Origin of the sequence: Hydrogenophaga laconesensis (assembly GCF_031457235.1) — a bacterium.
GTDB classification, from domain to species: Bacteria; Pseudomonadota; Gammaproteobacteria; order Burkholderiales; family Burkholderiaceae_C; genus Hydrogenophaga; species Hydrogenophaga laconesensis.
Genome location: NZ_JAVDWE010000003.1, coordinates 232,512 through 258,448, shown reverse-complemented (window position 1 = coordinate 258,448; position 25,937 = coordinate 232,512). Strand labels below are relative to the sequence as shown.

The 25,937-nt window shown below is 65.1% G+C and carries 21 protein-coding genes and 1 riboswitch; of the genes, 10 read left to right on the top strand and 11 right to left on the bottom strand.

The window, feature by feature from the left end:
• Nucleotides 1–9: 9 nt before the first annotated feature.
• The gene (locus J2X09_RS07900; RefSeq protein WP_204732289.1) at nucleotides 10–795 is read left to right on the top strand and encodes an amino acid ABC transporter ATP-binding protein; all 786 of its coding nucleotides are present in this window, start codon (nucleotides 10–12) and stop codon (nucleotides 793–795) included.
• Nucleotides 796–808: 13 nt separating this feature from the next.
• Here J2X09_RS07900 and J2X09_RS07895 read toward each other — a convergent pair whose 3' ends face one another.
• The 8 genes from J2X09_RS07895 to J2X09_RS07860 all read right to left on the bottom strand — a co-directional run bounded on the left by J2X09_RS07895 (nucleotide 809) and on the right by J2X09_RS07860 (nucleotide 7,640).
• On the bottom strand, nucleotides 809–1,483 hold the full coding sequence (locus tag J2X09_RS07895) for a hypothetical protein (RefSeq protein ID WP_204732290.1): 675 nt from the start codon (nucleotides 1,481–1,483) through the stop codon (nucleotides 809–811).
• Between the two features lie 6 nt (nucleotides 1,484–1,489).
• On the bottom strand, nucleotides 1,490–2,587 hold the full coding sequence (locus tag J2X09_RS07890) for a polymorphic toxin type 46 domain-containing protein (RefSeq protein WP_204732291.1): 1,098 nt from the start codon (nucleotides 2,585–2,587) through the stop codon (nucleotides 1,490–1,492).
• A gap of 111 nt (nucleotides 2,588–2,698) precedes the next feature.
• Entirely contained in the window at nucleotides 2,699–3,736 is a 1,038-nt protein-coding gene (locus J2X09_RS07885) for a hypothetical protein (protein WP_204732292.1), read from the bottom strand.
• Nucleotides 3,737–3,745: 9 nt separating this feature from the next.
• Entirely contained in the window at nucleotides 3,746–4,300 is a 555-nt protein-coding gene (locus J2X09_RS07880) for a hypothetical protein (protein WP_204732293.1), read from the bottom strand.
• On the bottom strand, nucleotides 4,300–5,121 hold the full coding sequence (locus J2X09_RS07875) for a hypothetical protein (protein ID WP_204732294.1): 822 nt from the start codon (nucleotides 5,119–5,121) through the stop codon (nucleotides 4,300–4,302). Before J2X09_RS07875 ends, J2X09_RS07880 begins: the two co-directional genes overlap by 1 nt.
• A gap of 35 nt (nucleotides 5,122–5,156) precedes the next feature.
• Nucleotides 5,157–6,008 carry a hypothetical protein gene (locus J2X09_RS07870; protein ID WP_204732295.1) on the bottom strand — a complete coding sequence of 284 codons (852 nt, stop codon included), beginning with the start codon at nucleotides 6,006–6,008 and terminating at the stop codon, nucleotides 5,157–5,159.
• Nucleotides 6,009–6,021: 13 nt separating this feature from the next.
• A complete protein-coding gene (locus J2X09_RS07865; RefSeq protein WP_204732296.1) occupies nucleotides 6,022–6,885 on the bottom strand; it encodes a vWA domain-containing protein in 864 nt (287 codons plus the stop codon).
• On the bottom strand, nucleotides 6,882–7,640 hold the full coding sequence (locus J2X09_RS07860; protein ID WP_204732297.1) for a MotA/TolQ/ExbB proton channel family protein: 759 nt from the start codon (nucleotides 7,638–7,640) through the stop codon (nucleotides 6,882–6,884). The genes J2X09_RS07865 and J2X09_RS07860 overlap by 4 nt, the downstream gene beginning before the upstream one ends.
• 313 nt (nucleotides 7,641–7,953) lie before the next feature.
• Here J2X09_RS07860 and J2X09_RS07855 point away from each other — a divergent pair, with 313 nt between their 5' ends.
• Both J2X09_RS07855 and J2X09_RS07850 read left to right on the top strand, forming a co-directional pair.
• Nucleotides 7,954–8,232, top strand: a complete 279-nt coding sequence (locus J2X09_RS07855; protein ID WP_204732298.1) for a helix-turn-helix domain-containing protein — start codon at nucleotides 7,954–7,956, stop codon at nucleotides 8,230–8,232.
• Nucleotides 8,229–9,557 carry a type II toxin-antitoxin system HipA family toxin gene (locus tag J2X09_RS07850; protein WP_204732299.1) on the top strand — a complete coding sequence of 443 codons (1,329 nt, stop codon included), beginning with the start codon at nucleotides 8,229–8,231 and terminating at the stop codon, nucleotides 9,555–9,557. The genes J2X09_RS07855 and J2X09_RS07850 overlap by 4 nt, the downstream gene beginning before the upstream one ends.
• A 21-nt stretch (nucleotides 9,558–9,578) precedes the next feature.
• Here the strand turns inward: J2X09_RS07850 and J2X09_RS07845 are convergent, their stop codons facing one another.
• On the bottom strand, nucleotides 9,579–10,835 hold the full coding sequence (locus tag J2X09_RS07845; RefSeq protein ID WP_204732300.1) for an Hsp70 family protein: 1,257 nt from the start codon (nucleotides 10,833–10,835) through the stop codon (nucleotides 9,579–9,581).
• Between the two features lie 138 nt (nucleotides 10,836–10,973).
• Nucleotides 10,974–11,399: an ankyrin repeat domain-containing protein gene (locus tag J2X09_RS07840; protein WP_204732301.1), complete on the bottom strand. Its 426-nt coding sequence runs from the start codon at nucleotides 11,397–11,399 to the stop codon at nucleotides 10,974–10,976.
• 220 nt (nucleotides 11,400–11,619) lie between these two features.
• Here J2X09_RS07840 and J2X09_RS07835 point away from each other — a divergent pair, with 220 nt between their 5' ends.
• Both J2X09_RS07835 and J2X09_RS07830 read left to right on the top strand, forming a co-directional pair.
• A complete protein-coding gene (locus J2X09_RS07835; protein WP_204732302.1) occupies nucleotides 11,620–12,606 on the top strand; it encodes a filamentous hemagglutinin N-terminal domain-containing protein in 987 nt (328 codons plus the stop codon).
• Nucleotides 12,607–13,111: 505 nt separating this feature from the next.
• Nucleotides 13,112–13,426, top strand: coding sequence for a hypothetical protein (locus J2X09_RS07830; protein ID WP_204732304.1), 315 nt, complete (start codon nucleotides 13,112–13,114; stop codon nucleotides 13,424–13,426).
• A 454-nt stretch (nucleotides 13,427–13,880) separates the two neighbouring features.
• Here the strand turns inward: J2X09_RS07830 and J2X09_RS07825 are convergent, their stop codons facing one another.
• A complete protein-coding gene (locus J2X09_RS07825; protein WP_204732305.1) occupies nucleotides 13,881–18,224 on the bottom strand; it encodes a PIN domain-containing protein in 4,344 nt (1,447 codons plus the stop codon).
• A 491-nt stretch (nucleotides 18,225–18,715) separates the two neighbouring features.
• A riboswitch (guanidine-I (ykkC/yxkD leader) is annotated at nucleotides 18,716–18,849 on the top strand.
• A 64-nt stretch (nucleotides 18,850–18,913) separates the two neighbouring features.
• Between J2X09_RS07825 and J2X09_RS07820 the strand changes: the two genes are divergently transcribed.
• The 5 genes from J2X09_RS07820 to J2X09_RS07800 all read left to right on the top strand — a co-directional run bounded on the left by J2X09_RS07820 (nucleotide 18,914) and on the right by J2X09_RS07800 (nucleotide 25,856).
• Nucleotides 18,914–19,753 (top strand): ABC transporter permease, encoded by an 840-nt coding sequence (locus J2X09_RS07820; protein WP_204732306.1) that lies wholly within the window; start codon nucleotides 18,914–18,916, stop codon nucleotides 19,751–19,753.
• 3 nt (nucleotides 19,754–19,756) lie between these two features.
• Nucleotides 19,757–20,620, top strand: coding sequence for an ABC transporter ATP-binding protein (locus tag J2X09_RS07815; protein ID WP_204732307.1), 864 nt, complete (start codon nucleotides 19,757–19,759; stop codon nucleotides 20,618–20,620).
• Between the two features lie 155 nt (nucleotides 20,621–20,775).
• Nucleotides 20,776–21,474, top strand: a complete 699-nt coding sequence (locus J2X09_RS07810) for an urea amidolyase associated protein UAAP1 (protein ID WP_204732530.1) — start codon at nucleotides 20,776–20,778, stop codon at nucleotides 21,472–21,474.
• 13 nt (nucleotides 21,475–21,487) lie between these two features.
• Nucleotides 21,488–22,162 (top strand): urea amidolyase associated protein UAAP2, encoded by a 675-nt coding sequence (locus tag J2X09_RS07805; protein WP_204732308.1) that lies wholly within the window; start codon nucleotides 21,488–21,490, stop codon nucleotides 22,160–22,162.
• Nucleotides 22,163–22,343: 181 nt separating this feature from the next.
• The gene (locus J2X09_RS07800; RefSeq protein ID WP_204732309.1) at nucleotides 22,344–25,856 is read left to right on the top strand and encodes a 5-oxoprolinase/urea amidolyase family protein; all 3,513 of its coding nucleotides are present in this window, start codon (nucleotides 22,344–22,346) and stop codon (nucleotides 25,854–25,856) included.
• Nucleotides 25,857–25,937 lie beyond the last annotated feature (81 nt).

Sequence of the window (25,937 nt, the reverse complement as noted above, 5' to 3'; positions counted from 1 at the left end):
CCCACCACCATGCCCAAGCTTCTGCCCCTCCTCAGCGTCGTGTCGCTCAGCAAGAGCTTCGGCAGCCTGCGCGTGCTGGAAGACATTTCCTTCAGCGTGCAGCGCGGTGAAACCGTGTGCCTGCTCGGGCCGTCGGGCTCGGGCAAGTCCACGCTGCTGCGTTGCATCAACTGGCTTGAGCGACCCGACAGCGGTCGCGTGCTGCTCGACAGCCAGCCCATCGGCGTCACCTCCGGCGGTGTCGTGATGAGCGACCGGCAGCTCGCCCAGGTGCGCACGCGCATCGGCATGGTGTTCCAGCAGTTCGCGCTGTGGCCGCACCTCACCGTGTTGCAGAACGTGATGGAAGCGCCCCTGCACGTGCAGCGCCGGCCCAGGGCCGAGGTGCGGGAAGAAGCCGAGGCACTGCTGCGCCGCGTGGGCCTGTTCGACAAGCGCGACGTGTTTCCCGCCCGCCTCTCGGGTGGGCAGAAACAGCGCGTGGGCATCGCCCGCGCGCTGGCCATGAAACCCGCGCTGATGCTGTTCGACGAACCCACCAGCGCGCTCGACCCCGAACTCGTGGGCGAGGTGCTCGCCGCCATGCGCGACCTGGCCCGCGAAGGCATGACCATGGTGGTGGTGACGCACGAAATGGCCTTCGCCCGCGACGTGGCCAACCAGGTGGTCTTCATGGACCGCGGCGTGGTGGTGGAAACCGGCACACCCGCTGAGTTCTTCTCGGCGCCCAGCACCGAGCGTGGCCAGCAGTTTCTGCAGCGCTACGCCGAAGGGCGCTCGGCCGCCACGGCGTGAGTGGCGTCCGGAATCATCGCCAACTGGGCCGGCAACCAGGGCCATAGTGGCCCAGGGTGGCATTCCATTGCGTCACGAGGAGCTCCGGGTTGGCGCCTTCTCGCTTGCCCGGTGACTCGGTGAAATCGAAGGCGACTCTGCCCTTGAACGCAGAGGCGTTGGGGACAAGCACGACAGGGTAGGTATAGATCGTTCGCAGAGTGCCCTGATTGAACTGGTTCTTCAGGTTTCGAACCCGGTACTTGAGCTTGTCGCAGTCACCACGGCAGGCGACGACGTACAACGCGTTGCCGCCGGCGTCCTCGAATTCCAGCGTCATCCACTTGCCCGGGTCCACGATGAGCTGCGTCTGCTGACCCCACAAACACTTGAAGCCACGCGAAAGAAAGGTTTCGCCCAGGCGCGCCATGGCGGGCTCATGTTCACGCTGGTCCCGAACACGGCTGCGGTACTGGATCTCCTGCCCCCTGGAATCCAGCATGAAGGTCTGATCCTTGTCGCCTGGAAGCACCGCCGCAGTCACAGGCACCTGCGGCACGGGTGACAGCTGAGCCGCCAGGGGCTGCCGGTTCGACCGCTGTGGAGGGGATGGCATCTGGCAGCCCGCGACGAGCACCACCAGCAGGATTGGACTCCACCTCGCGAAAAACGGCGGGCTGGTGAACAGGCGATCGACGCGAGTGGCCATGATGAATCAGCTGTTTGCGGGTTGCAGGAATTTTCCCAAGTCCTTCTTGTTGGAGAAGTACTGGCGCCCGCCCCCGTCCGTCTTGTACGCCTGGCCCTTGACCGACCAAGTGTCTTCCACACCTTTTGCAGTGGACTCGAACACCTGGATGTCTGACTTCAGAAGAAACCTGTGCTCCTTTTTGGCGACCACCTTGTCAGACCCCTGCGAGGTCCCCCGCGGGGATATGCCCAGCGAGCTGGGAGACTGACCGCACGGCGCGAAGTAGCTGCCTGTGGCGTTTCCCGGCACCTTGTGCTGACACACCACGGTGCCAGCCTTGAGCGTGGTGACGCGCGTTGGCTTTGAGAAGTCGACACCCGACCGGTGCTGGAAAATCCGGTCGTAAGGAATGCCTGACCCTTTGAAAAAACTGCCGAAGGCGGCGCGCGGTGGAAGGTTGTCGTTCGCGGGCTTGCGCCCTCCCGTCCCAGGCGGCAGCCGCCCTCCGCCACCAGCACTGGCTGCACGTGCCTGTGCGATGCGCACCAAAGCCTGGTTCATGGCCTGTTGCCGGTTTTGCGACTGCGCCGCGGCCCGTGTGCCACCCGGCTGGTTCGCAGGTTTGGTCGCCAGCCCCGCCACGCGTGACGCGGGCACCAGCACCACCCCACCACCGTAGCGGATGATGGCCTTGCCATCTCCTGTGGTTCGCCCTGTGAAGCCCTTGCGAATCTCCCCGGGTGTCAGAGGCCGCGCCAGCTTCACAGGACGTCCATTGGCCACCGCCTGGGCATTGGCGTTGCCAGTGGGAATGCGGGCTTGCTGTTGACGGACCGTCGCCTGGTTGCGCCGTACGGCCTCCTGCTGGGCCTGCTGTGTCTGCTGTTGAGCCCGCTGCTGCCGCACAGTCTGTTCCTGCTGGCGTCGCCTCACCTCATCCTGCTGGCGCGCCATGGTTTCCTGCTGCCGTCGCCGCATTTCCTCTTGCTGACGCTGCATCTGCTCCTGCTGGCGCCTCATCATCTCCTGTTGCTGCTGCCTCATCTGCTCCTGTTGCCGGCGCATCTGCTCCTGCTGGCGCATCTGGTCTTGCTGCCGCTGCCATTCCATCTGGCGCTGCATCTGCTGCTGATAGGCATTGTTCTGGCCGAGGGCTGGTTGCAAGACCCAGGGCCCTGTGCACGCAAAAACCAGCGTCAATGTACGAACATACGCCATGGGCTGTGCCCTCCTTCAGCGCACGGACTGCCGCAGATTGGTCGTGAAGCGCTCAAACACCGGCCCATCGCAACCGTGCTCGGAGATGAAGCTCATCGCATCCTGTTGGGCCATCATGGGAATCTGGTCGGTAGAGACGGCACCCGCATACTTCTGTGCGGCAGCCTGCGGGTTCTGCATCAACTCGATCATCATCCCCAGGCCATTCGCCAGAGCCTGGCCAGCCACTTCAGGCCGCATGGCATTGCCAATGAACCGGCTCTTCCAACCTTCGATTTCCGCCGTGGTGAACGGGCCGCGACAGGTCTGCCGGAAAGCGGTGGCCATGTTGATTGCATACCCACCATTGCCGATTTCGTTCAGCCCCGTGTCTCCATACCGGCCTTGATAGATCGCTTCCATGAAACGGGGCAGCTCGTAAGCCGCGAAATTGACAGGCTTGCCCGAGGCTGCCGGTGCCGACGCTGCGGGTGCCGATGGTGGCGCCACCTGTGCCTGCTGCACGACAGCCTCCGCCGCCTTCTGCGCCTCGGCCAGCATGGCTTCGGCGGGTTCGAAGCCCGCCGCGATGGCCAGCTCCAGCAGTTGCATGCCCTTGTCCGGATCCGCCTCGAGGTCTTCCAGACCACCGAGCAGGATGCCGCCCAATGCGGCCAAGGCTCCACCGTGCTCAGCCTCGGCCGCAATAGTCAAATGTTCAATGGCCGCATCGGCATCACCTTGCATGAGCAAGCCACGGGCCAGCTGGAAATGGAGGCGGCCGGAGTCGGGCTCCACCTTCAACGCCTTTTCGCACGCGGTCACCACGGCCTCACCGTCCAGTTGCTCGTCGTCGACACCCCCTTCTGTGAGGCGTTCAGGGTCGTCGGGGTGCCCCCCCAACGCATCGCACTGAGCCACCGCCCGAGAGGCAGGTGTCGATTCAGACTCTGCTGCAGCAAGCTCTGTTGGGGCAGCGCCCTGCGAGCGTAAGGAATTCTTCCAGAGCAAGCCACCACCGACGCCCACCAGACCCCCCAGCACCGCCAGGATCACCAGATTTCGCCACACCATGTCAGGCCCCTACCTCAGGTTCTGTTCAGCCTTGCTTTTCAAGGTCCGGTTGATGGCACGGTCCAGCACCCGGTTCTCATCCTCCAGCCGCTGAACGTCGGACTTGAGGGCTGAAACCCTCTCCTCTTCGGCCTGGGCCTCTTGCGCCGATGCCTTGGCCGCCAGCTTGAGCCCGTCGGCACGGCTCTTGAGTTCCGCCGTCTGCTGGTGGGCACGCTCGGCCTGCTGCTTCAGCGCGCGGACTTCCTGCTCGGCGGCCTGACGCTGGCTCTCAGCCGTGCTGGCGCTGCCGCGAGCTTTCTGCAACCGCATCTCTTCCGCATGCAGCTCGCCCAGTCGAGACAACAGCCGGTCATCCAGCTGCGAGATCTGGCTCTGCAGACGCGCCAGTTCCGCGCGTTTGGCGGCAAGGTACTTTTCGCTGTCCCCTGAGAACAGGATGTCCAGCGTGCCCGCCGTCCGCGGGTTGCCCGCCTGCGCCCGGCAGACATCGACCGCCAGCAGCGCACACACGCCAACGGCCAACAGAAACTTCATCGACAGGGTGTGGGCAACGGCCGACATCAGGACTGCCTCGTCTCGCGGGCCTTCACCAGCGCATGGATGCGCTCCTTCTCAACGTTCAGTCCATCGTTCACGTTCAGCAGGCGCGCATGCGTGTTCGACAGCTCCGTCTTCTTCGCCGTCAAGTCCTTCTTTCTGTTCTCCAATGCAGCGACTTCCGCCGCATTCTGGGGGTTCGCCGGCTTGGACGTGCTGATCACACTGTCCAGGTACTCGATCTCGTTCCTGAACTTCGCCAGCTCGGCATCGTTGGCCTTGATCGAAGACTCGATCGTCCCGGCCTGTTGCATGGCCTTCTTGCGTGTCGACTCATTCCAGGCGCGCTCCTTCTCAAGCCGGGCAATGTCTGAACGTGCGGCCACCAGTTGCTGCTCGGAAGCGCGCAGCTTCTTCTCGCGGTCGGACAGCGTGACTTGCGTAGCGGCGATCTCGCTGTCCAGAAAGTCAGACTCGGAGCAGTATTTCTTGCGCTGCTCGGACGCGGCATGGCCAACCGCCGCACCCACCAGACCGCCCACCACCGCACCCGTGGCAACGCCTTTCGCATCTTTGCCCAGCAGGCCGCCCGCCACGCCACCCACACCCACGCCCACCAGGGCGGAATCCCGCAAGTCGTTTCCGCTGCGGCATTTGTCTTCCGCCGGCGCCGGGCTGTTGTTGGGCGGCACCTGCCGCCGGGTCTGCCCACCCAGCGCCTGTTCGACCTGCTTGGTGACCTTGCCCAGGTCTTTTGTCAGGCCATCGAGATTGAACTGCGCGATGGACATGTCCATGGCGAACAAGGAAGACACCATCACACCCACACCTGCTTTCACACCCATGCCACTTCTCCTGCGATATCAGAACCACCACATATTCAGATCGACTGGTCCCAGACGGACATGGCCTTGCGGACCGCCTCGGCACCATCACCCGTCGCCATCTCGGCCCCCATCTTCTGCAGCAACGCAGACTCAGCCGCCCCCATGCCGGTGGACATGTTGCGCGACTCTGTGTCCTGCAGCGCAGCCTTCGCTGCGGTCTGCCCGGAAGCCAGGCGCAGCACCCCTTCAAGAGCTGTCGAGGCACGTTGCCGCTCAGCTTTGATCTGCTCCGTCTTTCTCGCGATGGCCTTGCGAACGACATCGGCCTCGGTCTGCATGCCACGCGACTGCATCTCCGCCAGCGACACATTGAGATCGGTTTCGATGGATTCCCTGGCCAGGCGCGCCGCGCGGTAAGACATCACGATCTCGTCGACATGGCGCGACAGATCCGCAGCCTTCTGACTCGAGGCCGTCGAGCCACCAGCTTGCAAGCTGGACAACAACCCCGTTGTGCGGTCACCCAAGCCATCGCCCGACACCGCCCACCAGCCCAGCCCCATGCAGGCAAAGAACACCACCGCATAGCCGGCTCGCGCAGCTAACCGTGCGGTAGGCGGACTGCGATGCGCGGCAACAGGGACAGGCGCAGCCGTCGCAGAAATCGGTTGCTGCGGCACTTCCGGCGCAGGGGCGGGCGTCGGCGCAGGGACAGGCGGAAGCACCGCCGGAGATGGAGCAGCGGACTTGTTCTCCTGCGTTCCTCCTCCCACCTTGAGCCGGGGGAACGGCACCGTCTGCGGTGCACCGCAAACTGGGCAGGGCTTCGTCTGCCCCACTTCACCGATCACAGCCAAAATGGGCTGCTGACAGGCCGCACAAGAAAATGAAATGGATTGGGACATGCGGTTTCTCACGTCAGCCAAGGATGCCCTTCAGCAGCAAAGGGAACAGTTTTCGATCGTGCGGGGAAAAGTTGCTGGCATCGCCACCAATGACCGCCATTTCACGGAAGAGCTTGAGCGTGCGTTCGCGGTGACCGACGATCCACTCATCCGACTGATCTGAGCCCGTGTACACCGCGATGACGCTGGCCTCTGAGTTGTTCCGCTTCCATTCGGTCAGCACCCGGTGAATCTCACTTTCGCCGGCCTCGTTCATGAAGTCGCCAATCTCGTACGGCCCTACATCTCCAGCCACCATCAGCGTTCGCTTGCGAGGCTCCCCACCGGAAGGTGGCCCGAACATCGCCGTGGCCGAACGCACCGCATGCGCCAGGTCCGCACGCGCAGGTTGCGGCACCATGGTCTGCGCGAACTGGTTGAGCAAGGCCAGCGAACGACCACCGTCAACCTCTTCCCGCTCGATCTTCGTCACCGGAAACACCGCTGTCGATGCTGCATCCCGGTAGATGACGATGCCCACATGCACGCTCGATGCGATCATCGGCATCGTTTCGCCAATCGTGCCGATGGCGAACTGCAAGGTCTTGAGCGCAGCGCCCATCGAGCCAGATCCATCGATTGCGACGACCAGTTCCAACGGCTTGGGCTCCCCTTGCTTCTCCAGCTCCGCCACCTGTTTCTGCAGCGCTTCGGTGATGGCCCTCGCGCGCGCCACCTCATCGAGTGCCTCCTGATGCACCTGCGAAGGCACGCCGTCCGGTCGCACCTGGGTTGCAAGAATGATCACCAAGAGCACGAAGATGGCCATCGTGCCGAACATCAAGTCACTGAAGGACTCGTAGAAGCTGCTGTGCCGAGGTGACCTGCCCAGCTTCACGGCGCGGCTCCTGCAAATGCATGCTTCGAGGCGTAGTACCCGCCCGCCTCCAGCGTTCTTGCGAGCTGCCGCATGAAGGGCAGCACGTTGATCTCGGTGAGCTCGGCCACATGAGCGGTGTACTGCGTCACCGCACTGTCCACGATGATCGTGAAAATCCGGAGGAAAACGCCACCGAGCACCGCGCCAAACAAGGTGGTGTAAAAGGCCACGCCCAAACCCGACATGGGTCCACCAGGCCCAGCGATCCTGGACATGAGCTCCGTCGGCGGGATGCTGCCCGCGTTGCCCAGGATGATGCCCAGGCTGTCTGCCATCACGATCAGCCCCACGATGGTGCCGATCAGACCGATCGTCACCAGGACGCTGGCGGATATCTCGATCAGGCTGTTCCTGGCCAGCAAACGGGCCTGGAGGATTTCGATCAAGCTGTCCTGGGAAATATCCGAAGACACCTGAAAGATCCGGAACAGCGACTCAATGTGCGTGCGAAAGATGCTGGGTTGCGCCTGATCGAGAAAGGCTTGCACGTCGTTGAGCTGTTGCAGCAGCTCTGCCTGCTGAGAGGCCAGCTGTGTCTGTTCGGCGATGAAGCGGGCCTCATGGAAGCTGTACCACACCGCCAGCACACCCGGCACCACGATGATGGCGTACATGCCCAGATTGAAGATGTCCGCGGCCAGGCCGACGATTTCCCCGCTGTAGGCGATGAGGTAGGCCGCGCCAATGAAGAGGGTGACACCCAGCAACGCCACAAACCATATCCACCAGAGTTTCAAAGCGGACGTGGTATTGAGCGTCGCGCCCCATCTGTGCCCCACAGTCTTCGATGCGATCAAGGGAACCTCCAACCCGAGTTACCGATGAGTGTAACAATATCGTCGATTTGTGTAACCTTTGATTACACAAAAGGGGCTCAGTGCAGCACTTATTCACACATTGCCGGCTTCTCCAGCGAGCCTCGAGATGAGGGCAACGTGAAACTCAGCCGCACTCGGAAAGCTTGAATTTATTGATATTTGCATCAATAATCGCGCCATTCCTGGCAATTATTGAGATAAATATCAAATGCAAACGTTGCAAGAACTGGGCGAAGCCGTTGCTGCCCGCCGCCGCGGCCTCGGGCTGAAACAGGCCGATGTGGCGGAGCGGGCGGGCGTCACACCCGAATCTCTTTCGCGGTTTGAACGGGGCCGTTCGGCTGAATTCGGCTCGCGCAAGCTGCTGGCGGTACTGGCTGTGCTGGGCGCCGAACTCGACGTGATCCAGGCCGGGCAATCCGGCAACCTCGACGAACTGCGGCGCGAGCGTGCACAGGCGCAAGGCGTTGGAGGTGAACGTTCATGAAGCTCGCCGTGTCGGTGTTGGGCCGCGAAGTCGCGCTGATCGAGCAGGCGGGCGACTTCAAGAGCGTGCTGAGCTACCACGCCCACACCGCACCCGACGATTTCGTGTCGCTCACCATGCCCGTGCGCACCGAGTCCTATGTGTGGGATGACCAGCTGCCACCGGTTCTGCAGATGAACCTGCCAGAGGGCTACCTGCTGCAGGTGCTGCAGGAGCAGTTCGGCCCGCACATCGGCGCGAGCCCCATGGCGTTGCTCTCGGTGATCGGCCGCAACATGGTCGGGCGGCTGCAGGTGGCGGCGCCCGGTGCCGAGCTGACTGCCGCCGCAAAACCCATTGAAGTGACTGCCCTGCTGCGCGGTGACAACTCCGAGCAGGCTTTTGCCGAACTCGTGCGGCAGCACGCCACCAGTGGCGTCTCGGGTGTGGTGCCCAAGTTTCTCGATGCACAACGTGACACGCCCGCACAGCCAGCACGAAAAAAAGCCAGCGTGATCACCCGGCGCCACATCATCAAGGGCTCGAGTTCACAGTTTCCTTTCATTGCGCTCAATGAACACTTCAGCATGCAGGTGGCCGCCAGGGTGATGCCGACCGCAAGAACAGAAGTGTCGGACGACGGCCAGGCCCTTGTGGTGCACCGCTTCGATGTCGACGAACACGGACAGCCGCACTGGGGCATGGAAGACTTCTGCGCCCTGCTCGGTCTGCGGCCCGCCGCCAAATACGACACCACCTGGGAGCGCATCGCCCGCGCCGTGCGCGACCACGTGCCGGGTGACCGCAGGCTGGAAACCTTCCGCCACCTCACCACCGTGCTGCTGCTCACCTACGCGCTGCGCAACGGCGATTGCCATGCCAAGAACATCGCGCTGCGGTACACCTCGCGTGCCGACGTGCACCTGACGCCCGCCTACGACATGCTCACCACCAACGTGTACGCAGGTCTTCAGCACAACCCACCAGGCATTGGCTTCCTGGGCAAAAAGACCTGGTCGCCCGGCAAGACCTTGCAACGCTTCATCGCCGCCACCTTCGGCATTCAGCCCAGGGAACAACAACAGATCGTGCAAGCCATCAGCGATGCGGTGGCCGATGTAGCGCCGCAGGTGCGGCAGGCGATGGCGACGCACCCTGGGTTTGCAGATGTGGGCCAACGCATGTTGCTGGCCTGGGCGGAAGGGGTGCAGGGCTTGCGGGATGAGCGGGTATACGCCTTGGGGCCCGCCCCGCTGGGCGCCGCTTTTGAAGCACTCGACACGCCACCGAAGCTGAAGGCCCCGCGGAACAGGCCGGGTGAGTCGCTGCTGCTGGGAAGGCGCTAGTGGGCACGATGCCCACGCCCGTCACACCCGCGAATACGCGAGCCCCGAAGCCACACCACCAAACAGATCACCTTCCACCAGCGGCACACCAGGAAACGCGGCCTGCAGCGCGCGCTGGAACGGCCGCAGCGCCGACGAACCACCCGTGAGGTAGACCGCGTCCAGCGAAGCGGAGGCGCCGGCCCGCTGCACGCATTCCTGCGCACACTGTACGGTGCGCGCCAACAGGGTATCGAGCTGCTCTGCCATGTCGGTGGGTGTCAGGGCCGCCATCAACCCCGGTTCGATGCCGGTGAGGTCCACCGTCGTCGGCGCGTCCTGCTGCGAGCAACGGATCTTGGCCTGCTCCACCTCGTGCGCGATGCGGTGGCCATCGCGCTGCTGCAGCACGCGCATCAACCGCTGGTGCAGGCCCACATCGCTGTAGTTCACACGCAGCCCCTGCGCCTGGCTGAGCGCGCGCGGCAGGTACAGCCATTGAATGAGATGCCAGGTGGAGAGGTCCATGAACACGCGGCTGGGCACCTCGCGCCCGTCCGGCCCGTGGTGCCGGTAGCCGAGCAAGGGCATCACCTGCGCCAGGCTCAGGCGCTGGTCGAAATCGGTGCCGCCGATGTGCACACCGGCGGTGGCCAGCACATCGCCACTGCGGTCCACCTGCTGCATGCGCTGCGGGCCGAGGCGCACCACGGTGAAGTCCGACGTGCCGCCGCCCAGGTCCACCACCAGCACCAGGCTTTCGCGCGAGAGCCGCCGCTCGTGGTCCAGCGCGGCGGCGATCGGCTCGAACTGGAACGAGACTTCGTCGAAGCCCACGGCCAGCGCCGCGTCGTGCAGCGACCGCTGCGCCTGCGCATCGCGCGCCGCGTCGTCGTCCACGAAGTGCACGGGCCGCCCCATCACCACGCGCCGGGGTGCAGCGCCCAGCACCCGCGCCGCGCGCTCGCGCAACTCGTGCAGGAAGATTTCGATGATCTGTTGGAAGCTCAGTTGCTGGTGGTTCACCGCCGTGGATTCGTTCAACAGCGAACTGCCCAGCAGGCTCTTCAACGAACGCAACAAACGCCCCTCGGTGCCCGCCAGGTACTGCGCCACCGCATCGCGGCCGAAGTGCGTGAGGCGGTCTTCAGCGTTGAAGAACACCGCCGTCGGCATGTTCGTGGCCTCGCCTTCCAGCGGCAAAAGCCGCGCCGTGCCACCGGGCGCGGCCCAGGAGACGGCGGAGTTGGAAGTGCCGAAGTCGATGCCGAGCATGCCGGTGGGCGGCGAGGATTGCATGGGGAAGTGGGTGAGAACAAGGCGGGACGGTGCGGGGCACCGCTGAGGACGGGCGATTCTGCCACCGGGTTGGCGGCGGCCCGGTGCGCCGTTGTCAATCCCCCGACATGAGCGCGTGCTCGCTCACCGGCTCAGTCATCAGGCTGCGTGCGGCGGCGTGGGCGCTTTCCGGCCGATGCGGTCCCAGTCCTTCAAGGTCTGCGCGAGGCGGTTCTTCGCGTCCGCATGGCTCTTGGCAAAAGCGCCCGTGAGCCGCTTCTTCAGCGCCTCGTCAGCCGGCGGCGCACCGATCGCCTTCAGCCGGTCGATCACCAGCATCACCGTCTGGAAGTTGCCCGAGTGAATGGCCATGTACAGCGGCGTGCGCCCCGCCACACTCACCGCGCCATCGGCAGCGTCCAGCACATCGGCACCGCGCTCCAGCATGAACGCCACCAACCCGGCCTTGCCTTCGGTGCACGCCCAATGCAGGGGCACGAGCCCGCCTTCCAGACGCGCGTTGAAGTCGGCGTCAGGCGCAGTGAGCAGCTCCGGGGCGAGTGGCCAGCCGGAGGCTTTGATCATCTGCTGGGTTTTCCAGTGGGTCACTTGAGGTTTGGCGCGATGGTGAGGTGAGGGAGTTTACGCAGAGACACGGCAGGCACATCCGCCTCATTGCTTGTTTCGACACCTCCGTGCCTTCAGGCATGCGGCTCATTCGCAAAGGGCCCAATCTGGAACACGCTTCCTAGACTCCCCCGCTTCCACCTTCGGAGGGAAGTGTGGAGCAACCAGGGAGCCCAGAATGAACCGCAACCGCCACCGAGTGGTCTTCAACACCGCGCGCGGCCAACGCATGGTCGTTGGGGAGAACGCCAGCAGCAGCGCAGGAGGAAGCGCCAGCGGCGAGTCGTCCACACCCGGCAACACATGGGGCAGCACATGGGCGGCACGCCTCTCACCCCTGGCCCTGGCGCTCGCCTTCGGCACAGCCCACGCGCAGATCGTGGCCGACCCGAGCGCACCAGGCAACCAGCGCCCCACCATCCTGCAGACCGGCAATGGCCTGCCCTTGGTGAACATACAGACGCCCAGCGCGGCCGGTGTCTCACACAACAAGTACATCCAGTTCGACGTGCCTTCGAGCGGCGCCGTTCTCAACAACAGCCGCACCAACGCGCAGACCCAGACCGGCGGAATGACGGCAGCCAACCCATGGCTGGCCACCGGTGAAGCGCGCGTCATCCTCAACGAGGTCAACTCGTCCAACCCCAGCCAGCTCAACGGCTACGTGGAAGTGGCCGGCCGCCGGGCCGAAGTGGTCATCGCCAACCCGGCGGGCATCCAGGTCAATGGCGGCGGGTTCATCAACGCGGCGGGTGTGACGCTGACCACCGGCACCCCGGTGATGAACAGCGGCCACCTCGACGCGTTCCTGGTGCGCGGCGGCACCGTGCGCATCGACGGCCTGGGGCTGGACACCAGCACGGCCGACCACACCACCATCCTGACGCGGGCCATGCAGGTCAACGCCAGCCTGTGGGCCCAGGCCCTCACGGTGGTCACCGGCAGCAACGAGGTGAAGGCCCTGGCCACGGGCGAGGCCGCCGAGGCCACGAAGATCGCGGGCAGCGGCCCGGCCCCCACCTTTATGCTCGACGTGGCCGCCATCGGCGGCATGTACGCCGGCAAGATCCACCTGGTGGGCACCGAAGCCGGCCTGGGCATCAACACCCAAGACGGTTTTTTCGGAGACGCCGGGCGTTACCCTCACGTACAGCAGAAAGGGTGAGCCTCAGTCTTGGACTGCTCGCACGATGATCCAAGGCCGGCGATTCGCTGCCTCCTTTTCCATCGCGACCTATGGGAACGCCGAGGCTAAGCAACTCGCTACCGAGGCGCGCGAGCGGCAACTCCTACAGGCAGAGCAGACATCTTTGTGACCATAGGGAATCGCCAAAGGTGGACTCGCCATTCCCTGAGGCGCATCTTTTTGAACGATTGCGCCAGAAGTCCCGACGCTGGCTACTGGCTATACTGCGCCCGTCGCGCCCACCAGCGTGATGAGGTTTGACAGCCTCCCGAGAGACCCCTGCAGCGAAGGCCGCAGGCATGTGTATGCACGCACGTTTCTTGCACCCCCTTCGCTCCGACCCGTTTTGGCGGCTCGGATGGGGGTCCGCAAGGGCCGCCGGTTCCTGCAAGGGGTCTCCCGGTCTGTCAACCCGTTCGAGCCGCCGCCATCGATTGACAGCGAGGGTGGTGGTTGCACACCCACCGAGACCCCGGAGGCCACATTGGCTCAATCGAAAACTCGCGGTGCGCCGACCGGCGCCGCCGCTCCCTCACGCTCCCCGCAACTGCTCACGCTCGCCTGCCAGGCCAGCGATGAGGTTCGCCAACTGTGCAATGCGCTGGATGCGCACCTGGCCCTGGACAACTTCCTCGTGCCCGAAGACGAAGCAGACCGACTCGAATTCTTCACACGGCTTGCCGGGTTCGCCACGCTCAAGCGCGCGCTCAACGACGAGTTGTGGCGGTTGATGGATGCGCTGTTTCGAACCACGACGAGGCTGTATGCCTGCGCCGCCGAAGAGGCGCGCGAACCGTAGGCTTTGCGCGGCGGATGTGTGCCGCGTTTGCGGGTGAGAGGGCGAAGCGAGTCAAGATGCCAGGCGCTGCATCGGTTGAGAGACGACGCGGCCATATTTGGTACTTGGATGACTCCGGTCGCCCTCTCCCACCGCTTCTTCCGGATTTCATCGGTAGGCGGCGCATCGAGCGCCCTCGTCTGGAAAAACGCACAGCAGTCGGCAATGCAGCAGGAAAGGCCGTTCTACACTGCGCGAGCCGACGTCCGATTTTTGGTCAAGATCAGGTCGGTCTAGATTTCCGTTTGGTTCGGCATTTCAAGCCCGCAGTCGACCTCGATTCCCAGGTACCTAGCGGTGCATTCCAACCTGTGTGACTGAGCAACGCTGGATGGCCTGATATGTATGAGAGGCCATGGCGGTAGGCGCAGTTCAGGCCCTGCGGACTGGAATCTGAAGGTCCTCCGCACCTCGGCTAATCTTGCTCTGTAGGCCGGGTGAGAGAAGTCTCAGCCTCGTCTGGCGCAGGAGTAGCTGCCCTTGGCTGCGTCACATCGGCCAGCGGGTTATCGCCGGTGCCCAGACCGTGCCGAAGCGCTGGCGGGGCGCTGCAATAGACGACCTGGGCTCGCACGGTGACGTCCGTCATGCCTTTGTTCTTCAGCCGAGCCTTCGTCAGGTTGCTGAACGCCATTAGGCGGAGAGCGTGCTGCCCGTTCTCAACGTCGATTGCTTCTCCAAGCTGCTCTGCCGCTTGCTGCGCGAAGTTCTCAGGGCACCGTGGGTGGTGCAGGAGCGGCTCCAGCAGGTAGCTGAAAAGCTCCAGCACAACGCCGAACTCGCACTGGCCGCGCCCATACAGAGTTGCGAGGAACTCCTTCACCACCTTCCACGCCTTGCCGAAATCCGATGTTGGAAGTGCAAGCTGGTGACGCATGCGGTTCACGCCTGCAGTCAGCCAGAGCTCACCCTGGTCGGCCAGGACGTGCAGGTCATGCACGTTCAGCGAGATGAAGTCTCGCCGGCGCAAGAACATCGTCAGCACCGCCACGGAGTAGTCACGCAAGGACAACTGCGTGCCGATGTTGTGCATCAAGAACACCTGCGGCCAGCAGGTTACCAAGCCAAAGACGCTCGCCAGGTTGCGCAGCCTCAGGTCCAGCGAGAACAGCATCGCGCCGCGTTCCAGCGCGGCCGACAGCACCGCGTGGTCCTCGTGGGAGACCACTGTCGCGAGCTTGAGCAGATGCTCAGGGGGCAAGGGCGGCCCGTAAGCCGGCACCAACTCGCAATGGCGCTCGATGGCGTCGAGGATGGCACGAAGGAAGTCTTCTTCACGCTGCCTGGCCTCCGGCGTGTACTCAGTAAAACCGAGCTTGCCCTCGCGGGAGAACGCGACGCCAACCGGCTTGAGGATTTGCGACTCGGCGAGCTTCTGGAGCGCGGCGTCCCTCGTGGCAGACGTGACAAGGGGCCGATTGGGAGCAAACGCAAGCAATCCAAGCTGCTCGACCAAGGCAAGTTCGGTGAGGGCGCTGAGGTCGACCAGGAGAGGCCTTGCGCTCTCGAGGTTTTTGACTGCAGCGGTTCGCTCTTGAATTTCGCCGCCACCCACCTGCAGCAGTGGGCCGTCTTCGGGCCACCCGCGCACGATGTCGATGACATCAGTCCCCAGCATCCGAGCGAGCATGCCTAGGGTCAGGGTCTGGTCCTGATAGAGCTTGAAGCGGCGGTTCGCGTCGGCCTCCTTTCGCTCCAGCTGCCGCAGTACGGGGCGCACGTCCGGCTGGCCGTTGTCGTCTTCGGGCAAGGGCATGCTTACCAAGTGCTTCGAGGGTGCAACGGGGGCGTGAAGCGCCTCGCTGGCCAAGTTAAGTACTCTCCAATACGAGGTCTGGATAGCCTTGACGGTGAACTCGTACTGCAGCCCGAACCGGCTGCTTGCGGTGAATGCGTCGCCGACCTTCTTGCCAACAAGCGCTGCGGCTTCGGGGGATTCAGGCCTGAGGAATTCCTCTGTCGTAGGCAAATCAGGAATGTCGACGGGGTCGATGGTCTTCCACCGAGAAGCGCCTGACGCGTCGGTTAGGAGCACCGAAGTACCGGGGGCGACAACGTCAGGTGTGTCATGTAAGCGCTGAATCCGTTCAGGGGCGAACGCGATGGCGGCGTGCAGCGCAGCCGAAGCATCGACGCTTCCCATGTTCATGCGCCACATGCGATAGAGACGGCTCGAGCCTCGTTCAAGTTGCTTGTGCCGCAGCTCGGCCGACGCGACTTGTGTCAGTTCCGCAATCGTGCCCTGCAGCACTTCCGGAATCTCAGAGGCGAGCTGGTCTACCAAGTCCTGCTCATGGTGAGCTGCCACCATGAGCGAGAACAGCCAGGATTTCGCAAGATGGCCTTCGTCCTGCAGCTGCGCGCTCACCACTGATTGCAGTAAAGCCCAGTCGCCTGCCTGCTGCCCCAACTCCATGGCCAAGTGCCTAGTCATGCGGTCTCCCCTCCAGCTCTCCGGGAAAGACGCCAACAAGTCGCGAGCCTTTGCCCGCAAGCCGGTGCGCAGGTAGCACAGGAGCAAATTCGAGTGCAGCTCACTCAAGCCGCCGACGGGCAGGAACCGTTCGTAGCGCGCAGCTGCCTCGGCGTACCGCCTCGACCGCATCATCAGCTGCGCTACGAGGTAGTGGTTCGCCGGGTCGTCGCTCGCGTCTGCCACGGCGACAGCCTTGTCCGTAAACTGCTTCGCGGCCTCGGCATTCTTGGTTTGCAAGAGCGCCCTCGCCCCGACCACGAGGAGAGGCACGCTCTCTATTTGCAAGACCCCTTGATCGGTCAGTTGTGCGACGATGTCGGCTGGCTTGCCTTGGCCTAGGAGTACTTCCCACTGCATGACTTGGAGCGTTTCGCCAAGCCTGCCGGTCTCGTCTTCGGCGAGTCGCTTGCGGCCGACGTCTGTGACCAGTTTGAGGCGCTCCATGTCTTCCTGGTCCGCCGCCGTCTGCGCATAGGAGACCAGCGCATCAATCGGCATGGTTTGCAGCAGCGGCGCGCCGTACTCAAGCGCCTCAGATGCGCGATTGAGTTCGCGCAGGGCCTCGATGCGCGGGCGCACGAGGGCGCTCGCCTGGACCGGGTATTTGCCGGCCTCGTCAACCACGGCCAGCGCCGTGGCTGGCTTTCCGAGCAGCAGATACGCATACGCCAAGTGCCTGGTCGCTGCGGTAAGTGCCTCCGGGATTTGCGCCGTCCACAGTTTGGCATCGCGAGGCTCGAATTCTTCTGTCGCGCGAGTGAGCATCGCCAGCGCCGGCGCTGGTGCGACCCGGTAGGCGACGTTCACCGGACTGGACGCAGCGAGGTCCAGCGCGTACCGCAGGGTCGCTTCACGGTTGAAGAAGGTAGCGTCGCTCTGCTTGACGCCATCCAGTGCCGCTTCGAGGGCGCCCTGTACGTCTCCACGCTTGGCCAAGCTGAAGGCCAGCATCTGGTACGCCACCGACTTGTCCAAGTGCGCTTGCGGAATGTCGGCGCGCTCGATTGCAGCGCCGCTACTGATGCGGGCGTTAGACCAAGCCACCCACACTGCCAGCGAGTCGGGAAAGCGCTCACGTGTCCTCTCGGCCACGACGAGTGCCTGCTCGAACTCGCCTTTGAGCAGTAGCCCTCGGATGCGCGCGGCTGCCAGCTTGTCGTCATCCTCGTAAAGGTCGGCCGCCTTGAGGAAGGCGTCGGCTGCCGTTGCCTCGTCGTCGTCAACTGTCCAGACACAGGTGCCGTACATCGAATACCAACGCGCCTGCTGATGCGCGTCAAGGGTGTGCTCTTCGGTGTCTCTCTTTATTCGCTCAAGCTCGGCCTTGGCGTCGCTGAACCTGCAGGCCTTTATGAGATCGCCCACGTGATCCAACATCTTGGTGACGAGCTTGTCCGCAGACGTGTCACGTCCAGCCGGAACTAGGTCCCCCGCGGCGGACAGCGTCGACCCGGCAGGGCTTGCTGATGAAATTGCTACCTGCAGGGTAGGGGCAATTGAAGGCAAGGCAGAAGCAAACGGTGCGCTCGCTTGCGGCGTCGCAAGACTAAGGCGCAGCCTGAAGGACTTAAACCGGTAGTCCAGGTCCGCACCGATGATGGCAGCCAGGTTGCTCGCGTCGACCTGTCCCGCATTACTGTTTAGATCCACGCATGCGGCAATGAGCTTGGCCCAGACCGCAGACGGCGGAAGAGGGAGCCGCCCGTCCGCGCGCGTGGCAACGTCAATCAGTTGCTGCAGTGTCTTCGCAACGGCCGTCTCGTCGTTGCCGAGGTCTTCGTGTAGGAACTGCATGTGCTGCATGAACCCAAAGAGCTCTTCGTCCGCGACAACAGCCTTGTTGTACTCATCGACGACGGCGCGAATGGCTTTGAGCGCTGAGCGTCGCCCGGGATTGCTGAACTGCGCGGCGGTGGCCTTAAGCAACCAGTCCGAGGCCGAGATGGAGCGAACTGCCTCGCGCGCGAGCTCCATTGCGCCGGCCATCTTGGTTGTGCTCTCGACATCGTAGATGACGTTGAAGAAGTCCTGCCCCGGCCGGAAGTTCGGGGCCTTGAAGTCAAGCCACGCCAAGCCAACCGCTTCCTTGAACGCCTTGTCGTTCGCGGAGGCACGCAGGGTGCGCTTCATCTGCAGGCGAACGCTGCCCTGCGCGCCGTAGTCGTCTTCGATGGCGCAGTGGAGATCGTCGGTGTTGTTGCCGAAGACCCGAGTCTGAAATTTAATGGCAACGATACGGAATCCGTCCCGAATCCCACCACATGTGGTGCTGCGGGTGCACATGGACAGGATCCTGTGCGCCTGGACGCGGCTTTCAAACGCGCCCCCTGCGTTCCCGGTAGCGGCCGCCGACGAGACCTGCTTGGAGCCAGCGGGCTTTTTCTTGGGCTTGGAGCCCGTCTGCCTCTGCTTGGTCGCACCCCCGCCCGCGCCCTTTTTCGGGGCGCCCTTGGGTCGGGGTTTTCCGGGAGCGGCCACGCTTTGCGTACTGTGGGATTTAAGGTCGGGAATCTCGAGTATGCCGGAGCGCCAAAGTGGGCTTGCGGCGCTCAACCTCGAAGACCCGCTCCCGAATGCCCTCGACGTGACGCAGATCGGACGTTCAAAGCGCCACCTCAACTGACCGCACTCAGCTTGAAGCCATCATCGAGCGCCGCCAACAGCGGCCACTCACGGCCGGCCCGACTTCACCGCCGACCATCTCACCAACCCCACTGGCACCGAAGTTGCTAACACCCCTTCCCAGAGAGGCGCTGTGCCCCGCACACGCCAGCCTTGAAGACCGCTAGGGTTCCGGGCGCCGCGATTCAGTTGACCACCGACTGAGAGAGACAACGCGGCGCTGTCTGGTCCGAGAGCGGTCGGCCACGATCGTGTGGCTCCACGGAGGGACAAAAGCCCGGGAGACGCTGCTGCGCTGTGAAGCGCTTGCACGACGCCTCTCCGCTTTTGTTCCCCGTTCAGGAGCCCGCATGCCTTCGTCGCCGCCCCTTACCGCCACCCGCGCACCGCAACGGCGCACCTCCAGCCTCTGGACGGTGCGTGCGCCGATTGCGCGGCGCACCTATTGGGTGCTTGCCCTCATTGGCCTGTTCACGCCTTTGGTGCTCTGGGCCGTGCTCTCGGCCTATGGCGGGTTGGATCCGGTTTTTCTGCCCGCGCCGCTGCAGGTGCTCACCAAGAGCTGGACGTGGGCGACCGAGCTCGGCTTGCTGGATGACATGGGCATCAGCATCTACCGCGTGGTCACGGGCTTTCTGCTGTCGGCGGTGATCGCGTTGCCGCTGGGACTGTTCATCGGCTCGTACCGCGCGGTGCAAGCGCTGCTGGAGCCGTTGACGGATTTCATCCGCTACATGCCGGCGGTGGCGTTCATTCCGCTGGTGATGCTGTGGGTGGGCATTGGCGAGGCGTCGAAGATTTCCATCATCTTCATTGGCACCTTCTTCCAGATGGTGCTGATGGTGGCCGAGGACGTGCGCCGCGTGCCGGCCGCGCAGGTGGAGGCGGCGCAGACCATGGGCGCGAGCCGTTCGGAGCTGATCGAGAAGGTGATCTTTCCGAGTGCGAAGCCGGCGCTGCTGGACACGATGCGCATCACCATGGGCTGGGCCTGGACGTACCTGGTGGTGGCCGAGCTGGTGGCCGCGAACTCGGGCCTGGGCTACGCGATCCTGCGCGCACAGCGCTTTCTGCAGACGGACACGATCTTCGCGGGGATCATCGTCATCGGCCTCATCGGGCTGGTGACGGACCAGCTGTTCCGCCTGGCGCACCGCCGCGCGTTTCCCTGGCTGTACCTGAAGGGCTGAACGATGAGCACCAACCCGGTTTCCCCCGCCACGCTGGCGCTGCCCAAGATCGCGATCCGCGATGTGTTCAAGCGTTTTGACGGCGCGCCCACGAACGCGCTGGAGAACATCAACCTGGACATTCAGGCCAACGAGTTCGTCACCTTCGTGGGCGCTTCGGGCTGTGGCAAGTCCACCCTGCTGCGCACCATTGGCGGGCTGGAGGTGCAGACCAGTGGCGAACTGCTGGTGGATGGCAAGCTGGTGGAAGGCCCGGGCATCGACCGCGCCATGGTGTTCCAGCACTACAGCCTGTACCCGTGGATGACGGTGTGCCAGAACATCAAGTTCTGCCGGCAACTGGCGGCGCACACGAAGGACCGCACGTCTTCCGACGTGGAGGCGGCCGATGGCCGTGCCGATGCGCTGTTGCGGCTGATGGGCCTGCAGGCCATGGGCCACGCCTGGCCGAACCAGCTCTCGGGTGGCATGCAGCAGCGCGTGGCGATTGCGCGCGCGCTGATGGGCCGGCCCGACATCGTGCTGATGGACGAGCCCTTCGGCGCGCTGGACGCACAGACGCGCGAGGTGATGCACGACCTGATCCGCTACGTGCACAAGCTGGAGAAAGCCACCATCGTCTTCGTGACGCACGACGTGGAAGAGGCGCTGTACCTCGGTGGCCGCGTGGTGCTGATGGCGCCGCGCCCGGGCCGCATCGACACGGTGTACGACGTGCCCTTTGGCGACCAGCGCACGCAGGACCTGAAGCACGCCCCCGAGTTCCTGCGCCTGAAGCGCGACATCCTCGACCGCATCCGCGAGACCTCGGGCATGAAGACCGACCTGGAACAGCTGCAGCGCATGACCGGCGCAGCCACCGCATGAACCCCACGGAGACACACACCATGCCGAACGACATGCCGAACGACCCGATGACCGTGGCGCCGCCCAACCCGCCGCGTGAGGCACCGGTGGATGCGCTGGAGCTCTGGCAGCGCTTTCCTGAATCTGCGCTGGACGGCGTGGACACCGCACGCCGCATGTGGAGCGAGATCGTGCCCGGCGGCAGCCACTGGAGCTGGCGCCTGCCGCGCGGCAGCGCCGTGCGCTTCGTGGCACTGGAGGCCGGCGCGAACGTGAGCCTGGTGCTGTACGCCGCGCACGAGAAGCTGGAGCGCTACAACATGCCCGACTCGCTCAAGGCGCAGCACACCGCGCACTACACGCGCGGCCACGTGCTCATGAGCGACATGGGCCGCAGCATGGCCAGCTTCACGGCGGACAGCGTGGGCTGGCACGACCCGCTGGGTGCGCTGCTGGACAACGAGTCCATGCACCTGAAGTACGGCGAGAAGCGCTACGAGGACGCGCGCAACGGCATGTACCGCTCGGGCAAGGACGGCCTGCTGATCGAGATCGGCAAGTACGGCCTGGGCAAGCGCGACCTGATCGCGCCGGTGAACCTGTTCAGCAAGGTGGGCGTGGACGCACAGGGCCGCTTCGCGTTCGTGCCGAACCACGCGAAGGCCGGCGACTTCGTGGAGCTGCGCTTCGACATGGACGTGATCGCCGCCATCAGCACCGCGCCGCACGGGCTGGACACAGCCGCCACCTACAGCCCCAAGAAGGTGGGCCTGCTGGCCTGGCGCTGCGGCGCCGCACCGGCCGACGACGTGTGCCGCGCCTTCCGCGCCGAGAACGCACGCGCGCTGCACAACACCGACATGTTGTATCTGTGAGGAGCCGATGCCCATGAACACCGCCACCACACCAGCCGCCGCCTTCCGCATCCAGGAAAGCGCGCTCAACCCGTCCCAAGCCGTGGTGAACCAGCGCCACCCGGCGGGCGAACCCATCCTGTTCGAGCTGCGGCATGGGCAGACACTGCGCATCGTCGACCTCGAAGGCAACCAGGCCGCCGACGTGCTGTTCTACAACCGGCACGACCCGGCCGAGCACTACAGCGCCACCGACACCATGCAGCGCCAGGGTGGCATCTACCTCACCACGGGCTCGGTCATCCGCAGCAACGACGGCAACCCGATGCTCACCATCGTGGCCGACACCTGCGGCCGGCACGACACGCTGGGCGGCGCCTGCGCGGCCGAGAGCAACACGGTGCGCTACGCGCTGCAGAAGAAGTTCATGCACAGCTGCCGCGACAACTACCTCATTGCCCTGCAGCACGCCGACGTGGGCCTGGGCAAGCGCGACCTGGTGCCCAACATCAACTTCTTCATGAATGTGCCGGTGACGGCCGAGGGCGCGCTGAGTTTCGAGGACGGCGTGTCGGGCCCGGGCAAGTACGTGGAGATGCGCGCCGAGATGGACGTGTGGGTGCTGATCAGCAACTGCCCGCAGCTGAACAACCCGTGCAACGCCTACAACCCGACACCGATCCAGTTGCTCGTCTGGGACCCGGCATGAAGCCCCCCTGCGCCGCTTCGCGACTTCCCCCCAAGGAGGGGCCACGCCTGAGGCCCGGCAAAGCCGGTTCCTCGGCGTGTGCTGGACGCGCATGGATGCGCCACCGTTTTTCAATTGCCAGCAGGACGACCTGACTGACTTACCAGCATCGGCAGGATGGCCTGCCTCCGGAGACTGCTCAATGTTCAGCAAGGTCCTCATTGCCAACCGCGGCGCCATTGCCTGCCGCATCATCCGAACGCTCAAGGCCCTCGGCGTACAGAGCGTGGCGGTGTATTCCGAGGCCGACGCGCAGGCCCGCCATGTGCGCGAGGCCGACGAGGCCCACCTGCTCGGCCCCGCCCCGGCGGCGGAGAGTTATCTGCGCGCCGAGCGCATCCTGGAGATTGCACAGGCCTGCGGTGCGCAGGCCATCCACCCGGGCTACGGTTTCCTGTCCGAGAACCCTTCGTTCGCACAGGCCTGCGAGGCGGCGGGCATCGCCTTCATCGGCCCCACCGCCGAACAGATGCGCGCCTTTGGCCTGAAGCACACGGCGCGCGAACTCGCCGAGGCGCGCGGCGTGCCGCTGCTGCCAGGCTCGGGCCTGCTGCTGGACCTGGCACAGGCCACGCAGGAAGCCGCACGCATCGGCTACCCGGCGATGCTCAAGAGCACGGCGGGCGGCGGTGGCATCGGCATGCGGCTGGTGGGGAACGACGCCGAGCTGCGCGACGCATTCGAATCCGTCGGCCGACTCGCGCAGGCCAACTTCAAGGACGCAGGCCTGTTCCTGGAAAAGTACGTGGAGCAGGCGCGGCACATCGAGGTGCAGGTGTTCGGTGATGGCGCAGGCGGTGTGATCGCGCTGGGCGAGCGCGATTGCTCGGTGCAGCGGCGCAACCAGAAGGTGATCGAAGAAACCCCGGCGCCGGGCCTGAGCGATGCGCAACGCAGCGAGCTGCACGCCAGCGCGGTGCGGCTGGCGCAGGCGGTGAACTACCGCTCCGCCGGCACGGTGGAGTTCGTGTACGACGCCAGCACCGGCGCCTTCTACTTCCTGGAGGTGAACACGCGCCTGCAGGTGGAACACGGCGTGACCGAGCAGGTGTGCGGCGTGGATCTGGTGGCCTGGATGCTGCGACTCGCCGCCGGCGACCTGCCGGCCCTGGACACGCTGCAGCCTTCGCCACAAGGCGCGTCCATCCAGGTGCGGCTGTACGCGGAAGACCCCGCGAAGAATTTCCAGCCCAGCGCGGGCCTGCTCACGGAGGTGGTGTTTCCCGCGAGTGCACGGGTGGACAGCTGGGTGGAGCGCGGCACCGAGGTGCCCGCCTGGTACGACCCGATGCTGGCCAAGCTGATCGTGACCGCGCCCACGCGCGAGCAGGCTTTGCAGCAACTCGAAGACGCGCTGGACGCCACACGCCTGGCCGGCATCGAAACCAACCTGGGCTACCTGCGTCAGGTGGTGCGCGACCGGGTGTTCCGCGAAGGGCGGCAGGTCACGCGCTTTCTCTCCACCTTCGACCACCGGCCACGCACCATCGACGTGCTGGAGCCCGGCGTGCAGACCTCGGTGCAGGACTGGCCGGGCCGCCAGGGCTACTGGGACGTGGGCGTACCACCCAGCGGGCCGATGGACAGCCACGCGCACCGCATGGCCAACCGGCTGGTGGGCAACGCGGCGGATGCGGCCGCGCTGGAGATCACGCTGGCCGGGCCCACGCTGCGCTTCAACGCCAGCACCCTGGTCGCGGTGACGGGCGCGCCCGCGACGATCACGTTGAACGGACAACCGGTGACGATGTGGCAGCCCCTCCATGTGCCCGCCGGGGCCACGCTGGCCGTGGGCCGCTGCGAAACCGGCGTGCGGCTGGCGCTGGCCGTGGCCGGCGGGCTGGACGTGCCGCTGTACCTGGGCAGCCGCAGCACCTTCACGCTGGGCCAGTTCGGCGGGCACGCGGGGCGCCATCTGCGCACCGGCGACGTGCTGCACATGGCCGACGCGCCCGCCTCGGTGGCCGAGCAGACCATGGGCGACTACGTGTTCGCACCCGAGTACACGAACCACTGGGACATCGACGTGCTCTACGGCCCGCACGGCGCGCCGGACTTCTTCACGCCGGAGGACATCACGATGTTCTTCGGCACCGACTGGAAGGTGCACCACAACAGCAGCCGCACCGGCGTGCGCCTGATCGGGCCCCGCCCGCAATGGGCGCGCACCGACGGTGGCGAGGCGGGCCTGCACCCCTCGAACATCCACGACAACGCCTACGCCATCGGCGCGATCGACTTCACCGGCGACATGCCGGTGATCCTCGGCCCCGACGGCCCGAGCCTGGGCGGCTTCGTCTGCCCGGCCGTGGTGCTGCACGACGAACTGTGGAAGCTGGGCCAGCTGCGGCCGGGCGACACGGTGCGCTTCCACCGCCGCGCAGGCTCGCGGGAGAGCCCCATCCTCGACGACCGGGCCGCCGAAGGCGAACGCCCGCGCCGCGTGATTCGCCAGGCCGGCGACCGTTATGTGCTGGTCGAATTCGGCCCTCTCACGCTGGACCTGGAGCTGCGCATGCGCGTGCAGGCCTTGCTGGAGGGACTGAAGCAGCGGCACCTGCGGGGCGTGATCGACCTCACCCCGGGCATCCGCTCGCTGCAGGTGCACTTCGACCCGACCCGCCTGCCGCGCGATGCCCTGCTGCGCGCGATCGCCGAGCTGGACGACGCGCTGCCGCCGGTGGACGAGATGGTGGTGCCTTCGCGCACCGTCGTGCTGCCGCTGTCGTGGGACGACCCGCAGACGAAGCTGGCCATCGAGAAATACATGCAGTCGGTGCGGCCGGACGCGCCCTGGTGCCCGAGCAACATCGAGTTCATCCGCCGCATCAACGGGCTCGACACGATCGAAGACGTGTTCGACATCGTGTTCGACGCGCGCTACCTCGTGCTCGGCCTGGGCGACGTGTACCTGGGTGCGCCGGTGGCCACGCCGCTGGACCCACGCCACCGGCTCGTGACCACCAAGTACAACCCGGCGCGCACCTGGACGCCGGAGAACGCCGTGGGCATCGGTGGTGCCTACCTGTGCGTGTATGGCATGGAAGGCCCCGGCGGCTATCAGTTCGTGGGCCGCACGCTGCAGATGTGGAACCGCTGGCGGCATGGGGTACCGGGCACACCGTTCGAACAGCCCTGGCTGCTGCGCTTTTTCGACCAGATCCGGTTCGAGCCGGTGAGCGAGCAGCATCTCAAGGACATCCGCGCGCGCTTTCCGCACGGCGGCTACGCGCTGCGCACGGAAGAAGGCAGCTTCAGCCTGAAGGACTACCGCCGCTTCCTGGCCGAGAACGACGAAGCCATTTGCGCCTTCAAGACGCGGCAGCAGGCCGCCTTCGAAGCCGAGCGCGAACGCTGGGCCGCCGCCGGCCAGGTGGACTGCGCCAGCGAGGCCGATATGTCGGCCGCCGGTGTGGAGGCGGAGATCGACCTGCCCGAGGGCGGCCGTGCGCTGGCCACCAGCGTGCCGGGCAACGTGTGGAAGGTGGCGGTGAGCGTGGGCCAGCAGGTGCGCGCCGGTGACGTGCTGCTGGTGATCGAATCCATGAAGATGGAATTCAACCTGCTCGCACCGACCGATGCCACCGTGCACAGCCTGATGTGCGCCCAGGGCGGCGCTGTCGCGGCCGGCCAGAACGTGCTGGTGCTGGTTTGAAACACCCCCCTGCGCCGCTGCGCGGCCTCCCCCCTCTCTGGCGCGCCTTCGGCGCTGGGAGGGGGAACGGCATCTCGGGCC

Bases quoted from the DNA above. Each gene is read 5' to 3' on its own strand.
- J2X09_RS07900 (WP_204732289.1), top strand. From the start codon at position 10: ATGCCCAAGCTTCTGCCCCTCCTCAGCGTCGTGTCGCTCAGCAAGAGC.
- J2X09_RS07895 (WP_204732290.1), bottom strand. From the start codon at position 1,483: ATGGCCACTCGCGTCGATCGCCTGTTCACCAGCCCGCCGTTTTTCGCG.
- J2X09_RS07890 (WP_204732291.1), bottom strand. From the start codon at position 2,587: ATGCAGCGCCAGATGGAATGGCAGCGGCAGCAAGACCAGATGCGCCAG.
- J2X09_RS07885 (WP_204732292.1), bottom strand. From the start codon at position 3,736: ATGGTGTGGCGAAATCTGGTGATCCTGGCGGTGCTGGGGGGTCTGGTG.
- J2X09_RS07880 (WP_204732293.1), bottom strand. From the start codon at position 4,300: ATGTCGGCCGTTGCCCACACCCTGTCGATGAAGTTTCTGTTGGCCGTT.
- J2X09_RS07875 (WP_204732294.1), bottom strand. From the start codon at position 5,121: ATGGGTGTGAAAGCAGGTGTGGGTGTGATGGTGTCTTCCTTGTTCGCC.
- J2X09_RS07870 (WP_204732295.1), bottom strand. From the start codon at position 6,008: ATGTCCCAATCCATTTCATTTTCTTGTGCGGCCTGTCAGCAGCCCATT.
- J2X09_RS07855 (WP_204732298.1), top strand. From the start codon at position 7,954: ATGCAAACGTTGCAAGAACTGGGCGAAGCCGTTGCTGCCCGCCGCCGC.
- J2X09_RS07850 (WP_204732299.1), top strand. From the start codon at position 8,229: ATGAAGCTCGCCGTGTCGGTGTTGGGCCGCGAAGTCGCGCTGATCGAG.
- J2X09_RS07845 (WP_204732300.1), bottom strand. From the start codon at position 10,835: ATGCAATCCTCGCCGCCCACCGGCATGCTCGGCATCGACTTCGGCACT.
- J2X09_RS07840 (WP_204732301.1), bottom strand. From the start codon at position 11,399: ATGATCAAAGCCTCCGGCTGGCCACTCGCCCCGGAGCTGCTCACTGCG.
- J2X09_RS07835 (WP_204732302.1), top strand. From the start codon at position 11,620: ATGAACCGCAACCGCCACCGAGTGGTCTTCAACACCGCGCGCGGCCAA.
- J2X09_RS07825 (WP_204732305.1), bottom strand. From the start codon at position 18,224: ATGTGCACCCGCAGCACCACATGTGGTGGGATTCGGGACGGATTCCGT.
- J2X09_RS07820 (WP_204732306.1), top strand. From the start codon at position 18,914: ATGCCTTCGTCGCCGCCCCTTACCGCCACCCGCGCACCGCAACGGCGC.
- J2X09_RS07815 (WP_204732307.1), top strand. From the start codon at position 19,757: ATGAGCACCAACCCGGTTTCCCCCGCCACGCTGGCGCTGCCCAAGATC.
- J2X09_RS07810 (WP_204732530.1), top strand. From the start codon at position 20,776: ATGTGGAGCGAGATCGTGCCCGGCGGCAGCCACTGGAGCTGGCGCCTG.
- J2X09_RS07805 (WP_204732308.1), top strand. From the start codon at position 21,488: ATGAACACCGCCACCACACCAGCCGCCGCCTTCCGCATCCAGGAAAGC.
- J2X09_RS07800 (WP_204732309.1), top strand. From the start codon at position 22,344: ATGTTCAGCAAGGTCCTCATTGCCAACCGCGGCGCCATTGCCTGCCGC.